The sequence below is a fragment of the Moritella sp. genome, from assembly GCF_013215705.1.
Classification (GTDB): domain Bacteria; phylum Pseudomonadota; class Gammaproteobacteria; order Enterobacterales; family Moritellaceae; genus Moritella.
In genome coordinates this window covers 60,074-80,631 of sequence record NZ_JABSQR010000010.1, presented here as the reverse complement: position 1 = coordinate 80,631, position 20,558 = coordinate 60,074, and the positions used below count along the sequence as shown (strand labels likewise).

The window sequence follows — 20,558 nt, the reverse complement described above, 5'->3', positions numbered from 1 at the left end:
TACATATTTCTCTTTATCCATTTTATATATTTAACAATAGTTTGAGAACCACCTTGACGATATCCTTGCCACACAGCTAACAACAGAAACAATGATGACCCAAAACCAGAAAAGTCATCGCTTAACATTACCCATTCAGAAAATAATGGATTAATGGCGATGACTTAAACCGAACTGAGACTAAGTAATATTACGAAATGACGCCTAACGAATTAGCAATCTCATTCGTTAACAAAGGGTCACGAATAATACTTTGATGGTCACCAGTCAATATAGATATCGATACTGAGCCATAATCTTGCCACTCATTCTCTTTTGCACCTAACTGATACTCTCTATCGGTTAAAGTACCTGTCGCCCACCAGACTGCCATTGGAACTGAAACAGGCTGTAATCTATGGCTTTGCATTAATAGGTGACATTTCATAAACAGTTTCATCTGCATATAATGCATTTCACTGGCTCCCGAGTCTCTATTAATCAGAGGCTTATGGATAGCCAATAAATCACTTAAATATTCAAATGCAATGTCATCTCTCTCCTCTGTTTGTACTTGTTGTAAATCCGCTTCCAACGAACCTAATTCTAACCTGTATTTATCTAGTAATAACTCGCGAGTCTCATTATCTAAACAAGCTAGGTACCTTGCTACTATTGGAAACGCAGGTAAGTTAAGCTTGGCACGATGCGCATCGGCTCTAGCATCCACAATACCTAACCACTCCACAGTCTGACCAGACGCTTCTAGTTGATTGGTTACAGCAATCGCTAACCATGCGCCAAAAGACCAGCCCAATAGGCGGTAGGGTCCTTTAGGTTGAACAGACTGCAACGCTTTTACATACAATTTAGCAAACTCATCAACGCTATCTGGCACTAAAGATAAATCAAGTAACTGAGGTGACTGAATACCATATACTGTATTTTCAGGCGGTAATGACGCAACTAGCTCCGCATAAGCCTGAACGTGGCCTCCTGCAGGGTGAAATATAAATAAGGGTGATTGCTGTTGGCCATCGTCATTAACACCTTGTTTAAGTGCTACAACTAAAGAAGAGGCTGAAATAAGTTCTGATTTATCAACCTGCATAATAGCGGCAGCAAGATCACGTAGCACTGGATAGCGAAATAACAGCGTTAAATTCAGGTTTATATTTTTCTGCTGTTTTAATAATGCGATCATCCGCCCAGCAAGTAATGAATTCCCGCCTAAAACAAAGAAGTCATCATCAGCAAAAACCGATCCCCCCCCTAATAAGCTACCCCATGTGCTGGCTAACCAAAGCTCCATTTCAGAACTCGGCGGTAATCCGACCTTGGTACTTTGCTCCGGATTTGGTAAGGCTTTACGATCTATTTTATTATTCGCATTTAATGGCATTGCCTCTAATACGACAATGGACTGCGGAACCATATAAGATGGTAACGCGTCTCGGAGTTGAGCCATTAACGAACCAATATCAAGATGCATACTTTGAATCGCAGTCACATAGCCCACTAAACAAGCATGTGGCGTGTCGACATAACAAAGTTGAATGACGGCATCCTTCACGCCTGGGTACGCGTTTAAAATAGCCTCAATCTCCCCTGCTTCAATTCGATAACCACGCAATTTCATCTGGAAATCTTTTCGGCCAATAAATTCCATATTGCCTTGGTTATTTATGCATACCACGTCTCCTGTTTGATACATTCTTGCACCAGCAATAGTACTAAACGGATCGGGCATGAACACCTCTGCAGTTAAACTAGGTTGGTTAGTATAACCCCGAGCTAGACCTTCGCCTCCAATAAACAACTCGCCTTCAACACCGTTAACAACGGGATTGAACCAGTCATCCAATACATAGAAATCAGTATTTGCAATTGGCGAACCTAAATGTGGTTGTGCAGCACTGTGCTTATTTAGCGCTACAGCTGATGACCAAACAGTCGTTTCTGTTGGGCCGTAAACATTAAATAACCTTGCCCCCTTTGCCACAATACTCTGTGCTAATGACGGCTGTAGCGCCTCACCACCAGTGATAACGGTGAGGTTTGACCAATTTAAAGATGCTTGCTCTGTCAACATTTGCCACGTTATCGGTGTTGCCTGCATAACAGTGATGCATTGCTGTTTAATCAGTTCTGCCAGTTGCTGCCCATCACGTGAAGCATCATAACTTGCCATCACCACTTGGCCACCAACAAGCAAAGGTAAAAACAGCTCTAACCCAGCAATATCAAAGCCCAAAGTCGTGACAGCAAGTAGCTTATCTTTAGCACTAAGTCCTGTGATTTCCATCATACTCTGTAGGAAATTAGCAAACGCTCGTCGTGAAATTTGCACGCCTTTTGGAATGCCTGTCGAACCCGACGTGAAAATCGTGTATGCCAATTGTTCAGGGTGCGGTAATGGTTGTGCATCCAACCATGATTCATCCTTCGTACAATTTTGTAATAAAGATGCTAACGTCGTCTGTACACTCCCCGTTGATAGTTCGATAGCTTGCTCATCGACTAAAATGATATCCGGTTCTGCTTGCGCTAAAATCAATGCTAATCTTGCACTTGGTTGATTAGGATCGAGAGGGATATAGGCCGCGCCAGACCACAAAACAGCTAATAATGAAACGAGGAGTTCGGTATTTCGCTGCTGGCAAATTGCAACTGAACTATTCACCCCAATACCCCGCTCACTAAGCGCCTGGGCAAGGTGAGTCACTCTGCTTATCAACTGCGTATAAGTGAGTTCACAATCTTGATCACATATAGCGATAGCATCAGGCGAATATTTCGCAACATTGAGTATCTGCTTTTCAAGACACCAATTATCTGCCCACTGCTTTTGACTTTCACCCACAAATTCATTGCTAGCGCTGGCACCCTCAGCACCTAATAATAAGCCTAATGGTTGAGACTCTGCTTCAACCATCTGGGTCAAAATCGACTCTAAACTCGCCAGCATATGCTTAGATGCAATATAAGAAAGTTTGTCTCCATTACAACCGACTCTGAACACCAACTGCTGATCAGGCATAATGGTAATCGTTAGCGGAATGCTATTACGCTCATATCCACTTAAAGGGCGCACAGATAAGTGCTGTGATATTTCAGATGATTCAGACATAGCTTCATTTTCGAATACCAATAACGTATCAAACAAGCTTTGCCCTGCACTCAACTCACTTTGAGCATGAATATCAACCAATGGCGTATATTCATGTTCTCGTAATTCTGCACCTTGTTGATGAGTATTTTGCAGTAGCTGTGGCACTGTCATTGTCTCAATAAGGTTAACTCGAACAGGCAGCGTATTAATAAAAATACCAATGATCTGCTGAGCCTGCTCAAGATCTGCAGGTCGACCCGATGACGTCATTCCAAAAACAACATCATGCTTACCACTATGTCGTGCCAACGTTAATGCCCAAGCCGATTGGATAACCGCATTCAGCGTTACCCCTTCGCGCTTGGACATATCTTTGATATTTTGAGTTAATGACGCTGACAACTTATAATCATCAAGATAAAAACCATCATCTTGATTGCCTTTAGCTAATACTAACGGTGTATTAAAATCGGCTAATTGGTCACGCCAAAACTGGTGACTTTGTGTCATATCTTGACGCGCTAACCAATTAAGGTATAGCTCAAATTGCGGGCGTACCGGCGGCGTTGAAAGTACTTGCCCAGTTAAATTCAAATAACGATGCAGTACATCTTTAATCACTAATGAAGAACACCAAGCATCGACGATTAAATGATGACGGCTCCAAATTAACCAATACTGTCCCTCGGCTATATGGATCAAGTGCAATCTCATTAAAGGTGGCTGAGCTAGATTAAAGCCTTGCGCGCGATCTTCTATACACAAAGCATCAAGACGCTGTTGCTGTTCCCTTTTATCTAAACCGAGCCAGTTATAACGATGAACGGGTAATTCTGCGTCCTTAGCAAACCACTGTACTGGTTCTCCATTACTGGTTTCCTCAAATACCGCTTTTAGCGCTTGTTCAGCATTGACAGTTTGCAGCCATGCTTGAATGAATGCCGAAGTATCTAATTCGCCATTCAGTTCTACCACTGTTTGATTAAAATACAAAGATTCTGACGAAGATGAGCTATGTAAGAACATGCCCTGCTGCATTGGTGTTAGCGCATAATGTGGATTTAATGTCGGTGCTATAAGGTTACTGAGTTTCTCCTCAAATAACTTAACTAACCCAGCTAATTTGTTGTTAAGCACACCAGGGAATTGCCATGATATTTGCAACTGGCCATCTCTAATTTGCGCAGTTACGTCAATGAGCTGACGACGAATGCTTGATGGATGGCGAGACTGACCAGAGCCATTACTAACAAGTTGCCATTCACTACTATTTGTTCCCACTTGCCCAAGGAAATTGAAGACCAATTGTGGATGTTCAAAAGCGAACTCTTGTTGTAAATAACGTAGTACGCCATAACCAAGACCTTGATCTGGCACTTGAGATAACGATTTACCGACAGCTGATAACGAACAAGATTCAGCATTAAATGAAACCGGATAGCGCGTTGTAAACCACCCAACCGATTCACTAAGGTCTTGATCTTCAAGCCATGGATAACGGCCATGTCCTTCTAATTCAATCATTACCTTATCTTTATTAAATACCTCGCATAACGTTGTTGATAACGCCGTAAGCATCGCAACTTCGCAGCCAGAACGTTGTTCAATAATACCCATCTCGATGAGTGACTGAGTTAACGACGTACTAAAGATCTGCTCTATTTTTTCTGACTCAGCAATCGTGCCATTTTGTGCTCCAGGAATAAGTATGCCATCCAAAGAACGAGCCGCCATAGGAAGCCAGAACTGTCTAGCCAGATCTAGTTTATCTTTAGGGTAATGGGTTAAGCTTCGTTGCCATTCTGCCATCGACATATGTTCTGAACCTAGTTCTATATACTCACCACTGAGGTAAGCTTGATAGGCTCGCTGCAGATCATGACCAATAATACGCCAAGATACACCATCAACGACAAGGTGATGAGCAATCAGTAATAATCGCGCACTACCATCTTGTAAGTTGAACGTGACAACTTTAAATAATGGACCAGATGTTAAGTTTAAACTTTGCTGACATGCCTGTACCAAACTATCAATATTAGCTAATTGCTGATTATCAAAAGCGGCATAAATACCTGCGGTTTCACCACTATCCAACTGGCGGTACTGACGATGTTTCTCATCAAAAGTAAACCTTGCAGCTAAAGCTGGATGCTTTGTCACTATTGCGTCAATTGCCTGAGCCATTGCGCTATGGTCAACTTGTTCCGGTAATTTTAACATCACTGCTTGATTCCAGTGATGCATAACAGGTTGTTCAACTTCAAAGAACCAATGCTGGATAGGTAATAAATCAGACTCGATAGGTAAAGAAACAGGAACAACGCTATCTACAGTGATACTTTCTTTTGGCTCGACCACAACTTTCGTCATCATTTTTTCAGCTAATAGACTTAACTCACTGACCGTAGGCGCATTAAATATTTGCTTAGGTGTAAATTTAAACTGATGTTTACGCGCTTTAGCGATAAATTGTAAACATACAATTGAATCTGCGCCTAAGCTGAATAAATTGTCGTTTAATCCGACTTCACAACCTAATAAACCTTGCCAAAGTTCAGTCATAATATCGCTTGTTGATTTCGCGTCTTCAACAACCATTGTGACTTGGTTAATTTCAGCCTTAACAGGTATGTTCACTGTGATGCTTTCTTTTGACTCAATCACAACTTTCGCAATCATTTTGTCAGCCAATAGACTTAACTCACTGACCGTAGGAGCGTTAAATATTTGCTTCGGTGTAAATTTAAACTGATGTTTACGCGCTTTAGCGATAAATTGTAAACAGACTATTGAATCAGCGCCTAAGCTGAATAAATTGTCGTTTAATGCTATTTCACAACCTAATAAACCTTGCCAAAGTTCAGTCATAACATCGCTTGTTGATTTGGACTCTTCAACAACGGCTTTGACTTGACTAAGCTCAGCCTTAACAGGCGTATTCAGCAGCGCTATCACTTGTTGACGATCAACTTTACCATTACGATTTAAGGGTAGCGATTTAGCAACGTGCCACAGAGTAGGCACCATGTAATCAGGTAACATGCTTGATAACTGGTGCTTAATTTTGTCTAGTAACGCACTATCACTAAGTCCTCCCTGCATCACTTCATTCAGAACAATACAGGCTGCCAGTCGGTTTCCTGATGGACCCGGAACAACGACCGCAATTGCATCCACTAACATATCAATGTCTAATAGTTGCGCTGAAACCTCATTCAATTCAACTCGATAACCTCGGATCTTAACCTGATCATCCATTCGACCCAGGTAAACAAGTTCACCTTCTTGTGTTTGGTAAACCTTGTCGCCAGTTTTATAAACACGTATAGAACCAACCTCTTCACCTTCTTGACCTAGCTCAGGCATAAGCGGAATATTGACAAAACTAATCGCCGTCTGCTCGGGTTTATTCAAGTAGCCTTTCGCAATACCATGTCCTGCAAGCCATAATTCACCAGCCACACCTTGCGCAACGGGAATGCCATGACCATCAACAACCATCGCAGTGCTATTACTTAATGGTTTACCGAGTAATACTGGTTCTTCATTCTTGATAACTTTAGCTATACAACCAATCGTCGCTTCCGTCGGTCCATAGTGATTAACAATCGTCATCTTAGGTGCTTGCTTGGATAACCATGTTACCAGCTCTTCAGTCAAAGACTCACCACCAGAAATAAGACACTGACGCGGTAATAGCCGCTCTGGTTCATCTACGGCTAACATTGCTTTTAGATGGGAAGGTACAATTTTCAATACATCCACAGGATAACGAGCCAAATATTCAGCCAGTTCAGGTGGGTTGAAATTCAATTCAGCGGGTATCAGCATTAAGGCTCGACCCGTTGCTAATGCACCAAGTACCGAAGTAAGCCCTAAATCAGCAGAGACGGTAGCGAGCGTCGTCATACTGGCATCACTTGCAATATCAATTCTTGCGAAAAATGCATCAATATAACTAAGCGCATTACCATGGCTTACCGCTACGCCTTTAGGCTGCCCCGTTGAACCCGAAGTATAAATTACATACGCAGTATCAGACATATTCAATGGGGTGGCAGGGATTATACTGGCCACAGCGCCCGTGGTTTGAATCAAGGCTGCAGATGAAACATCGAACCAAGGGGTCGATAGTTGTTGCCAATATTCAGGCTGTTCAATACCAAGTACATAATCAACACCCGCATCCTCAAGCATGTATTTAATACGCTCGACAGGTAGCTCAGCATCAATGCATAACCATGCGGCCCCTTTCCACCACGCCGCCAACATAGCAATAATTTGTTCTTGTTGACGTGGTAAGCATATCGCAATAACAGACTCTTTATTGTTGAGTTCCGGTAACTTAGATGCGAGTAATCCGGCCTGAGCAATAAGTTGTTGGTAACTCATGCTCAATTGACTATCATCTTGACTAAATAGCAACGCCGGGGTCTCTGCAGGCTGACATCTGATCCGTTCTAATAAGGTCCCTACCGGAGCATCAGGTAAGTTGACCACGGTTAAACCAGAAACTAAACCGGTTAAGTGTGCATTTAACGATTTATCAAGCGCATTCTTCTCCGTCAGTACCATCTCAATGAGTTGTATTAACGAAGTAACCATTTGCGTCGCAAGCGCTAAATCGACCCTTTCTCTATCAATCAATAGATCAAATTGTAACTCTGTTTTTGGCACTACACGTAAGGTCAGTGGGAAGTTATTCCGTACATGATGTTCTTCCAATGCTAAAGACAAACCTTCTTGAGGTTTATTATCACTTGCTGGTAAGTTTTCAAACACTAACAAACTTTCAAATAAGCTCATTTCTTGAGGCACCGATGTCACCCGATGAATTTTAGCCAAAGGCGTCTGTTCAAAGTCTCTCATTGTGAGATTTTCAGTCTGGATATCAGTTAACCAATCACCTAATTTCCTCTCTGTGTCTAGCTTTAGGCGCAGAGGTAATGTATTAATAAATACACCCAGTATTTTGTCTGCACCCGGTAAATCAGCGGGGCGACCAGAGGTGGTAACACCATAAACAATATCAAGGCTCCCCATATAACGGGACAGAACCATTCCCCATAATCCCTGAATCATCGTATTTAAGGTCAGCGCATGATGTTGGCAAAGTGCATCTAGCTGACGAGATTTATCTTCACCAATCATATGATGTGAAATGCTATAACATTCCTCTGGTAGACAAGTGTTAGAAACAGGTTGTACATATGCTGCAGGTAACCTATTAGGTTGTTCAATACCGGCTAATTGCTGACGCCAATAATCCTCGGCGGCAGTTTCATCTCTCTTCTGTAACCAAACCATAAAGTCGCTAAACGGCACCGCGGGTTCTATTTTTTGCAAAGGGTTAGATTCTGGATTCGACTTTTGATTCGGCTCTTTATTCGACAATAAAGCATACCCTTGCATGACTTCACTGACCAATAAATTCAAGCACCAGCCATCCATAATCAAATGGTGAATAGTCCAGACCAATTGGAAGTCATCTTTAGCATGACAAATTAAAGCAACTCGCATTAATGGCGCGATATCCAACTCGATAGCGGCTAGCTCGGTATTACGTAATTCAGCAAGGGCTTCGGCTTTACGTTCAACAGAAAGCCCCTGCCAATCGTATTCAACAACAGATAAATCAGCCTGTTTTAGTACAACTTGATGCGGTTCATCAACACCATCGATAACCAATTCGGTGCGTAATGCGGGGTGATTATCGACAACCGCCTGCCAAGCTTGAGCAAAGACCGACGTATTTAACTCACCTTCGCATTTAACGATACTTTGGCTAATGTAAGCATCACTGTGATCTAAACAATGGAATAACATGCCTTGTTGCACCGGTGTCAACGGGTAGAGATCTTCCACAACTTGGTTGCTATATTTCTCAACGAGCGTTTGAGCTTGGATATCAGTGATGTTGGCAAGTGGAAAATCAGCCGCAATCGCACCCGGTAAACATTGAAGATTATTGCTAACTTGATTCACCCCACAGAGCTCATTAAGCATATGTTCTAAATGGCTTTGGTATGCTTGGGCTAAATATTCAATCGTTTCAGGTAAAAAGGCCTGTTGTGCATATTGCAGATTAACCTTTAACAACCCTGCTTGCATAAAGACATTTACTTCTAATAACCACGCTAATGGGTTAGCTAGGTCTCTAAATTCAGATAATTGTTCAGGCGCTTTCTGCATAAAGCCTTGCTGAGTATCAAGCTGACCTAAATAATTAAATACGATTTGTGGTTTAACCTGTGTAGTAAGCAAAGGCTGCGCTAAACTAAAAGGTACTATCTGCTCCGGTAACGCACTGAGTTGACGACGAGTTTGTAATATCTGTTCTCGCCAGCTATTTGGTTCAGCGCTAAGTACTGCTGGATATAAACGCGTAAACCAACCAACGGTTTGGCTCACATCCATATCTAATAGATCGCGACCATGACCTTCTAGGTTGATCAAATGATTGGGATTTGTGGTCCACTCAGTTAATGTTTTAGACAGCGCAGCTAAACATAATTCATCAATACGAGCGCGAAGAGGTTGTCCAGCCTCACGTAACAAGCGTTCAGAATGCGCTAAGCTTAAACTAAATCGCTGATTAGCCTGCTCTCCAGGTTGGAAACTGTTAACAATACGATCAAGCGGTAACTGTGACTTAATCGCTTGTCTATTCATGGTATTGCTCACCCATGCATGCCAAAGTGCCACGCCTTCAGCATCTATCGATTGCAGCAGTCCTTGTTCAGCCCAACGTTTAAAGGGGGTGGTTTGATAGACGATATCGGCCAATTTTCCGCCGCGTTCTAGACGCTGATAATCATGGCTGAGTTGATCTAATATGATCCGCCACGATACACCATCGATAACCAGGTGGTGGGCAACAAGCAGTAAGCGATAGTCCGTACGTCCATCTTGCAAAGATCCAAAACGTAGTAATGATGCACGGAAAACCGCACCTGTTTGTAGCTGTAGCTGCGTCTGCTCACGTTGACATAATTTGGTTATTTCAGCCTGTTTCTGTACCGAGCCACAATCAGAAAAATCAATAACATTGAATGCTATCGTCATTTCGTCATCAATAGACGTATTTTGTGTCCAAGCTTGTCCTTGCTTATTTTTAGACTCCATAAATCGAGCAGCCAGCATAGGATGAGATAATACAAGATGTGTTAGCGCCTGCTGTAGATATTCAGGCACTATGTCATTATTACTTGCCAATAAAATCGCTTGGTTAAACTGGTTAGGATTATGCAAAGGTTGCGCTAAATACCAATCTTGTATCGCCGTTAACGGGATATCGCCATAAACATCATCTTGGTTATAACTGACTTGAGCTTCTTGTGTTGCTACCGCGGACAATGCTTTGACCGTTTGGTGACGGAAAATATCTTTTGGTTGCAGTGTTAACCCTGCTTCACGCGCGCGAGCAACAACCTGCAAGCTAATAATGGAATCACCACCAATAGCGAAAAAGTTATCATTAATCCCAACCTGCTTGATATTTAATAGAGACTGCCAAATATCGACTAAAATACTTTCGTTGCTAGAAGTAGGTGCAATATAATCACTGCTATTTAGCGCAGCTAAATCAGGTTGTGGAAGTGCTTTACGATCCACTTTACCATTTTGACTCAACGGCATTTCGTCCAAAGCGACAAACACTGTTGGGATCATATATTCAGGCAGTGATGCTGAGAGCAGCGTTTGCCACTCATCAAGTTCCGGTAATGCTTTACGGTCAGATGCAACAACATAAGCAGCCAAGTATGTTGCACTTTGTTCCTCTTTACGTGCCATAACCACAACTTCTTTAACCGCATCTAACTCTGCTATACGTGCTTCAATTTCACCTAACTCAATACGTAATCCACGAATCTTCACTTGAAAATCGGCGCGCCCTACATATTCAATACTGCCATCGTGACGATAACGAGCTACATCTCCAGTACAGTACAAGCGACTATATTGGGCATCGCCAATAGCGCCAGACTCAGCGAACGGATTAGGAATAAAGGCTTCTGCGGTAAGGTCTGGACGATTCAAGTATCCTCTAGCCAAACCAATACCAGCAAGGTATAACTCACCACTAACCCCGACGGGTACAGGATTCAATTCACTATCTAAGATCCAAGTTTGAATGTTTGCGATAGGAAAGCCAATCGGGACCACATCTTTAATATGTTGCTTGCGGCAATCCCAATAAGTCACATCAATAGAAGCTTCCGTTGGACCATACAGATTATGTAATTCAGCCGTTAAACTAGATAGACATTGCTGCTGTAATTGATAGGGTAAAGCCTCACCACTACAGAATATACGCGATAAAGATACACAGCTATTCGCATCTGGGTTATCTAAGAAAACCTGTAACATCGCAGGCACAAAATGCAGCGTGGTCACTTTGTACTCATTGATTAACTCAATCAGTCGTTGACTGTCTTTATGCTCACCAGCCCCCGCTAATACCAGTGTTGACCCCGTCATTAATGGCCAAAAGAATTCCCATACTGATACATCAAAACTATAAGGGGTTTTTTGTAACACGATATCATCTGCAGACAAGCCATATTCAGCCTGCATCCACGCGATTCGATTCATCACGCCACTATGCGGTACAGCGACACCTTTCGGTTGTCCCGTCGAACCCGATGTGTACAGCACATAGGCAAGCTGGCTGCTGACATTAGATGACGCTTTAAACGCTGTGCTTTGTGATGCAATCAAGCTAAATGAATCATCCAACACCCATAGATTATGAGACTGATTTGACTCGGATAATCCTTGTTTAAATTCAGGCATCGCTAAAATCACACACGGTTTCGCGTGATCTAAAATATAATCAATGCGTTGCTGAGGATGTTCTGGATCTAACGGTAAATATGCACATCCCGCTGTTACTGTAGCTAAAATACTCACCACCATTTGCGGTGAACGGGTCATGCATATCGCCACTTTATCTTCTGGTTGGCAGCCTTGTTCCACCAGCCAATTTGCTAGCTGGTTGACTCTATCGCCGAGTTCTTGGTAGGTCCAACTAAGCGATTGGTAGCGTAATGCTATATTGCTTGGTGTTGCTTGTTGCTGTGCAATCAAAGCGTCGGTCAAGGTCGCAGGTGTATCGAACGCGGTGTTAGTGGCATTCCATTGTTGCTGCTGTTGCCACTCTTGAGCAGAAAGTGCGGAATGGTTCGCAAGCGGTTTATCTTGCGCTGACAATAGATACTTAAGCCCTGAAATATACTGTTCAGCTAATCGTGCGATAGTGCTAGATTCAAATAATTGCGTTTTATATTGGAATGATAGGTTAATTCCCTGTCCATCATTAACCACGAATAATGATAAATCAAATTTTGCCTGAAATTCAGGTATCGCCAATGCGGTAACACGCATGTCATCAATCATGACAGACTCAGCTGCATCAACCGCGAGATAATTAAACATTGTTTGTACAAGTGGCTCGTGCTCACCTTCGCGGGAATCGCTGAGTTCATCAACAAGTTTTTCGAATGGCATCGCAGCGTGTTTTTGCGCGCCTGATATCGACTTATGTACAACAGCTAGCCAAGCACTCACAGTCATCCCAGAACACAACTCTGCACGGACAACCATCGTATTTACAAATAAGCCTAGCATATGCTCAAGATCAGCATGACCACGCTCAGCTACTGGACAAGCGACTCGAATATCTGTCATTCCCGAGTGACGAGCCAATAACCACTGGTATGCTGCTAACAATATTGTATTGGGTGTACAACCGAGTGCAAGACTCGTTTCCTTTAAAGCGGTAAACGTTTCATGTTCCAACGTTATACTATACCTAGCACCCTGATGACCTGTGTCTAACGTTCTAGGATGATCAGTCGTCAAACTTAAACAATAGTCCTCAGTACCTAACGTTTGTAGCCAATAATCTTTTAACTTTTGATAATGATCTCCTGCTAATAATTGATTATGCCAATGCGCATAATCTAAATATTGCAATACAGTTTTTGGCTGCGTAACGCCTTTATCACAACCCAAACTATCCACGTTATTCTGACATTTTTGTACTGCTTTATATTTTTGTAATAAAAGTTTAGTTAATAATTGTAACGACCAATGATCAATAACAATATGGTGAAAGCTAAGTACCAAATGCGACAAACTATCGCTCATCTTCAATTGAACTAAACGAAATAACGGCGGTTCAGCCAAGTTGAACGGTGCTGACATCGCCTGTTTAATGGCATCTTGATAATCTTTGTGTTCAATATTTTGATCACAATGCTGCAAGTTTATCTCATCAATTTTTACCGCATCTGCAACTAATTCAGGCGACAGAAGTTGTACATCAGCACGCCCCATTTTCTCTGCAAATGCAGTATAAAAGATCTCATGATCAATAACCAAATCAGCAAAGGCTTGGCGTAATAATACCGTATTCACGTTACCTTTTAACGCCAATAATGCATTCACATTGTATTGGCTACTCTCTGGTTCAAGCTGCTGTAAAAACCACAATCGTTGCTGCGCTGATGACATAGGTAAATCACGTTGACTACGATCTACAGCGGTTAGCGCAGGCAATTGGCTAATATTTTGCTGCTCTTGCCAATAATCAATAAGCGCCTGTTTTTTGCTCATTAATTCTTGCTTAATCTCAGTCGTTATAGCCCCTTTCGGGGCGTCCACTTTTAATTTTCCATTTTCAAGGCTAATACGAATATTGCGCTGAAATAACTCTGTAATATAAACCGCAATACTCATAGCTCAAAACTCTCCCATTGCTCTTCAGATTCAATTTGTGATTGTGATTGTGATTGTGATTGTGATTGTGATTGTGACTGTTGTTGAGATTGTGCCATCAGCATATCGATGTAACTTGCTTGCTGTTCAAGCACCGTCATGGCTAACACATCCGTTAGACTAATATTTAAACTGAAAATATTATTTATCTGATTAACAAGACGCGTGATTAATAATGAATGTCCGCCTAACGCAAAGAAGTTATCTGTTCGTCCAACCGCTTCGACACCTAACAAGTCTTGCCACAATAAAGCGACTTTATGCTCTGTCGGGGTTGCTGGTGCCACAAAAGCGTGACCAGATGATTTAGGTTCAGGTAATGCAGAACGATCTATCTTGCCGTTATTGGTCACGGGCATTTGTGCTAACACAGTCACAAACGTCGGCATCATATAATCAGGCAGTTTGGTGAGTAGGAATGCCTGCCACATCAACAAGTCATCCAGCGGCCCCTCAGATGTCTCTTCTGCCACAACATAGGCGGCTAAATAATCATTAGTCTCGCCGCTACGGCGAGCAATCACGACAACTTCTTTCACTTCGGGATGTTCAGCTATGCAGGCTTCAATCTCCCCTAGCTCAATACGTAACCCTCTAATTTTCACCTGGAAATCAGCTCGTCCCACATATTCAATTGCACCATCAGGTCGATAACGCACAATATCACCAGTGCGATACAGACGACTAAATTGAGCGTCCGTATTAGCGCCTTCTACGGCAAACGGATTCGCAATAAATGCTTTTTCCGTTAAGTCATCACGGCCTAAGTAACCTCGCGCCAAACCAACCCCTGCGAGATAAAGCTCTCCTTCGACACCGACAGGGACAGTATTTAGTGCCTCATCCAGGATCCAAGTTTGCATATTGGCAATAGGATGACCAATCGGAACGACATTTGGGATATCTTGACTTCGACAGTCCCAAAAAGTCACATCAATAGAGGCTTCCGTTGGGCCATATAAATTATGTAGCTGAGCATCAAAGCTTTGGAAAAATTGCTGCTGTAGTTGATAAGGTAAAGCTTCACCGCTGCAAATGACTCGTTTGAGCGAACGACAATCACTCACCGTAGAGTGGTCAAGAAATGCTTGCAACATCGCAGGGACAAAGTGAATAGTAGTGACCTGATGCTGCTGGATAATTGCAGCTAAGCGCGCACTGTCTCTATGTGCATTCGGTTCTGCAACAACCAGTTTTGCGCCCGTAATTAGCGGCCAGAAAAACTCCCAAACAGATACATCAAAACTATAAGGTGTCTTCTGTAACACCACATCTTGATCTGTTAATGTATATTGCTGCTGCATCCAAGCCAGACGGTTAACAATACCGGCATGAGGAATCGCAACACCTTTAGGCTGACCCGTTGAGCCAGATGTATACAACACATACGCTAGCTGCGCTGGTGAAATACAAACTTTAGGTGCCGTCGTTGGGTAGCTCGCACAGATCTTCAATTCTGCATCCACAATAACGGCCGTTTTTTGAAGCTCACTCGATAACGTATTGCGGCATGTTTCTAGCGTTAATACTACTTTTGCATTCGCATCTTCCGCAATATAAGCTAAACGTTGTGATGGGTGCTCGGGATCAAGTGGTAAATAAGCGCAACCCGCTTTTAAAATAGCTAATAAACTGATCACCATTTGTGGTGAACGCGTCATGCAAACAGCCACTTTATCTTCTGATTTACAGCCGTGTTCATTAATTAAGTAATGTGCTAACTGAGCCGATTTTTCGTGTAATTGGGCATAAGTTAATACCATGTCTTGCTCATGTCCCTGAGGCTGACAAACTAACGCTATTGCATCTGGTGTCAGCTGAGCTTGTTGCTCAAGCCATGCAGAAAGCGTATCGGGGTGATGACTAAAGTCATACTGAGTTTGGTTCAATAACCAAGCTGGAGATTGCTCAGAATGAGTATTTAGCTCATCAACTAGCCCCTTACAACTTAATGCGTCACCTGTTTGTTCAGATCTATCACCTTTTGCTAATGTCGCTAATAACGTCATAAAGTCAGCAAGTAACGCATTCGCAATACTTGAATCTAACTGACTATTATTACTGACTATTCTAAAATCAAGGCGTTGGTGTGGAATAATAATCATCGTCAGCGGGTAATTATTCCGCTCTGTCGTTTCACGTACCGCTAATGTGAGGCTGCGATCGATTGGTTGTTTATCTGCTGGGTAATTTTCAAATACTAGCAAGTTATCAAATAAGTCTACTTGATGACCCGTTAAACGCTGAATATTCGACAAAGAAACATGTTCATGCTCTCGACTCTCAGCCATTTGTTCTTGCAGCTGAAGCGCTAAATCAACCCAGTTCTGTTCACCCGAAAGTTGTGCTCTAAGTGGAATACTGGTAATAAACACACCGACGATATCATTCGCATTAGCCAAATCATCGGGTCGACCTGCACTCGTAACACCAAAGACTAAATCATTACTGCCTGTATATCGTTGCAGTGTTAACGCCCATACTGCTTGGCAAAGCGAATTCAATGTTAAGCGATTTTTCGCGGCTAATAACTTCAGTGACGCTGTCTGTTCTATTGATAAATGTTCAGTTTGCTGAGAGACACCCGAATGACTATTAAAGGGTCTAGGCAATCTCGCCATCGTTTCATAACCATTCAGACAGTGCTGCCAATATGCTTCACTCTCCTTAAGTTCTCGATTATCTAACCATTCAATGAAATTTCGGAACGGTGGGCGGTTCGAAATAGCGGGGGTACGATTAGCACATATAGCAAGGTACGCTTGTTGTACTTCTCTTATAACCAAATTAGTACACCAACCATCCACAATTAAATGATGTCGAGTCCAAATTAGACAGTGATGATTTTCTGCTAATCTCACTAATTTAAAACGCATCAAGCCAGCTTTATTTAACTCAAACCCGGTATCAACCTCTTGTTCGGCTAATACCTTCAATTCAGCTTCTGCTTCGCTTGTTATTTTTCCAAGGTAATTAATATTTTGCCAATCAACTTGTGACTCTTTAACAACATATTGAATAGGTTCATCTAGTTGTTGCCAAATAAAACCTGTACGTAACATATCATGTTGATTGATTACCCACTGCCAAGCAGATTCTAATGCCTTAACATCAAGTTCTCCATCTAGTTCAACCAGACTTTGGTTTACATACATACCTAAGCTTTGTTCTGACAATGTGTGGAACAACATGCCATTTTGTAACGGCGTTAAAGGATATATATCCTTAATGGTGTCTTGGGGGGCTGGTATTAAGTCTACTAAGCTATCAAGCTCGGGTTGGGTTAACGTCAATAATGGTACTTCAGATTTTGATATCGCATTATCAGTATGCTCACAATGTTCAATCATTTTTGACAAGTACTCGATGACAGTCAATGCCAACAACTTGATCTCATCTTTTGTATTCACCAAGGTATTATAATTCCAGCGCATATTTAATTTACCGCCGGTAATCATTGCATTTAAGTCTAACCATTGTGGTCGAGTATTATCGCCGTGGCGTTGATTAGGAATTTGCTCAGGCGCGAGTCCAACGCCTTGACTCATCATGCCTTTATCAATTTGACCAAGATAATTAAATACTAAAGCAGGTGTAACAAGCTCCGTCACTTCATTATGCAGATACTTCAGCACACCAAAACCTTGCCCATAATCAGGCACTGCGCGTAACTGATCTTTAATAGACAGAATATGCTGACGCATCAGTAAATCTGATGAACAATTATCAATAGATGCTAATAACACTGGATAGCGACTCGTGAACCAACCTATCGTTTGTGATAAATCGAGGTCATCATGATGACGCCCGTGACTTTCTAGTTCAATCAACATTGTATTAGAACCACGCCATTGCGACATTGCGAATGTCACAGCAGCTAGCATTAATTCATCAATTTTTAGTTGGTAAGCAGACAAGGACTTAGAAATCAATTTTTCAGTCAAGTGAGCAGGTAGTTTGACTTCAATAACATCAACATCGCGGATATGATTTTCAATTGTTTGGGCATTGTCTAAGTTATTCATCGGCAATGACACCCAAGCTTGTTGCATTTCTTGAGCTTCGCTTGCCATCGGCGACCAATAATCACGTGCCGCCTTGATCTTATGTTCAGGCCACTGTAATAAATCATCAACCCATGCTTGATAAGATGTGGTTTGGTATGTTTCTAACGAACCATCAGTAGAAAGCCCATGACTCAATAACTGGTAAGTTTGCCAAATTTGCGTAACCAATATACGCCAAGAAACAGCATCGATAACCAAATGATGGGCCGTAAATAAAATACGTCCTTGTGGTTGATCACTTAACTTAAATAAATCGACTCGGATAGGTGCAGTTCCACTCAGTGATAACGTACTTTGCAGACTTGATAATTGAGATTGCAATGCTTCGCTATGAATAGTGTGTGAACAAACTTCAACCTGATGATTGCCAATAAACTGCTGATAATCGCTATTTTTAGTCGGTGTGAAATTCATCGCTAATTGCTGATGCGTTGCTAACACTTGTTCTACGGCTTTAGTAAAACAAGTAACGTCTAACACGTTATCGTGACTCAAGAGTACCGATTGATTCCAATGAGCGGCATGCTTAAGCTGTTGTTCAAAAAACCAATGCTGAATAGGCGCCATCGGATATTCAGATGGACTACTGTTATTATCGTTCAATAACTCATTGCCTATAATCTCGGACGGCCCCTCCTCAGCAGCGAGAGCTTGTGCGATATGGTAAGGCGTTTGCAGTGCGAAAACCTGCTTTGGCGTAACTTTAATCCCTTGTTTTTTTAGTTTCGCGACTAACTGCAGACTAAGGATAGAGTCACCACCATGCTCAAAAAAGCTGTCCTTCTCCGTTAACGCTTGATTACCAAGCAACTGCTTAAATGCAGCAAGTAAGGCCGGTAACTGCGAAGGTATATTTGTTACAGTCGGCACAGTTTTAGTTGGTAATTCGGCGATTATTGCAGCGGCTATCGCTTGCGGTGTTTGCGCCTTAAACAATAATTTAGGCGTCAAGGTTAAACCTGATTTTTTGGCTTTAGCGACCAATTGTAAGCTTAGAATTGAATCACCACCGAGCTCAAAGAAACTGTCATCCGCAGAAACTTCACGCCCTAGCATATCAGTGAATAGAGCAATCAACTGATTCGTTATTTGTAATTCTTGTTCCGTCGTTAACGCGTGATTAGCGGTAGCATCATGTGATAATGACTGTGCAACAGGACTTTTTACAGCTAAAGCCGGATCTATATCGATCAGCGTATCTGGCGTACTTAAACACGCACTTAATAGCTGTAAATATCGATTTAATAAGTCAACAACCGTTTCGTCGTTGAATAGTTCACGGCTATATTCTAAATCTAATCTCAACTTATTATCATCTTCAGTAAGGCGTAACGTGAGATCAAAACGAGCACGGTTACTCTGGTGCGGTACCTGAGTTAATTCCAGTTCCCCCAGTTGGAGTGCTTGACGAGGAACATTACGATGAACGAAAAGCACTTGGAACAATGGGCTCCACGCTTTACCTCGAGGAATATTCAATTTATCGACAACCAAATCGAAAGGTAACTCTTGATGCTCAAACGCCTCCCGAGTTGTTTCTGACACTTGGTCAATTAACTGTCTGAAACTTTGCTTATCTTGTAGCTGATGGCGAATAACAAGCGTGTTAACCAAAAAGCCAATCATGCTTTCCAGCTCAGGACGCTGACGGCTCGCTACCGACGTACCTAAGCATATATCTTGGCCTGCTCCCAGTTTATTTAATAGTAATGAAAAGCCTGCTTGCATCACTGAATAAAGCGTTGTGCCTTGCTCTCTCACCATATCCTGCAGTTTAAGATACACGTTGTCAGGGACATCAAGTTGAACTTCAGCCCCCTGATAGGTTCTTGATAATACGTCAGGACGAGGAAAATCAAGGGGTAAAGGCATACACTCAGGCATTCCTATTAGCTGCTTTTCCCAATATTTTAATTGTAACTCTGCAGCTTCACTTTCAAGCCACTCTTGTTGCCATAGCGCAAAATCAGCATATTGTAGTTCAGGTACAGACGGTGCTTGAGCGCTTCCCTGAGATGTAAAACGGGCATAACATTCAGAGAATTCTTTAACAAGCACAGCTTCAGACCAAGCATCAAAAGCGATATGGTGTGCAACAAACACCAAACGGGTCTGCTTGGACTTATCTGATAATAGATAGATACGCAAAGGTAGCTCGTTTTCTAAATCAAATACCGCATCAGCGACGGCCAAACTGCGTTGTTCTAAATTGGGCACATCCGATTCAGCCCAAAATGGTAGCGCATAGTCAACTTCGACTCGTTGCATCGGTTTACCATCTACAACATGATATGTACTGCGTAATATAGTGTGGCGGTTAAGCACTTCTCGAAGTGCTAATTTTAGCGCACCAGTATCAATATCACCTTTTATGTCTAAACACGTAAACAAATTATAGGCAGAACTCCCTTGCTCATAGTGGTTTATAAACCACAGGCGCTGCTGAGCATTAGACAAGACTTCCATTTTATCTTCTCTTGCTGCAGCAACAATAGGTAATTGCCAACTGTCGATATTTTTTTCTTTTAACAAGGCTCTAAACTGCACTTTTTTTTCTTTTGACAATTTGGCCAAGCGCATTGCAATATTGATTGAATTTATATTCTGATTCATAA

Annotated in this window: 2 protein-coding genes; both read right to left on the bottom strand. The window is 42.1% G+C overall.

The genetic code is table 11. From position 1 onward, the window contains the following. Nucleotides 1-190: 190 nt before the first annotated feature. Entirely contained in the window at nt 191-13,837 is a 13,647-nt protein-coding gene (locus HRT96_RS08225; protein ID WP_293154795.1) for a non-ribosomal peptide synthetase, read from the bottom strand. Continuing rightward, nucleotides 13,834-20,556 carry a non-ribosomal peptide synthetase gene (locus HRT96_RS08220; protein ID WP_293154792.1) on the bottom strand — a complete coding sequence of 2,241 codons (6,723 nt, stop codon included), beginning with the start codon at nt 20,554-20,556 and terminating at the stop codon, nt 13,834-13,836. The genes HRT96_RS08225 and HRT96_RS08220 overlap by 4 nt, the downstream gene beginning before the upstream one ends. Between the last annotated feature and the right edge of the window lie 2 nt (nt 20,557-20,558).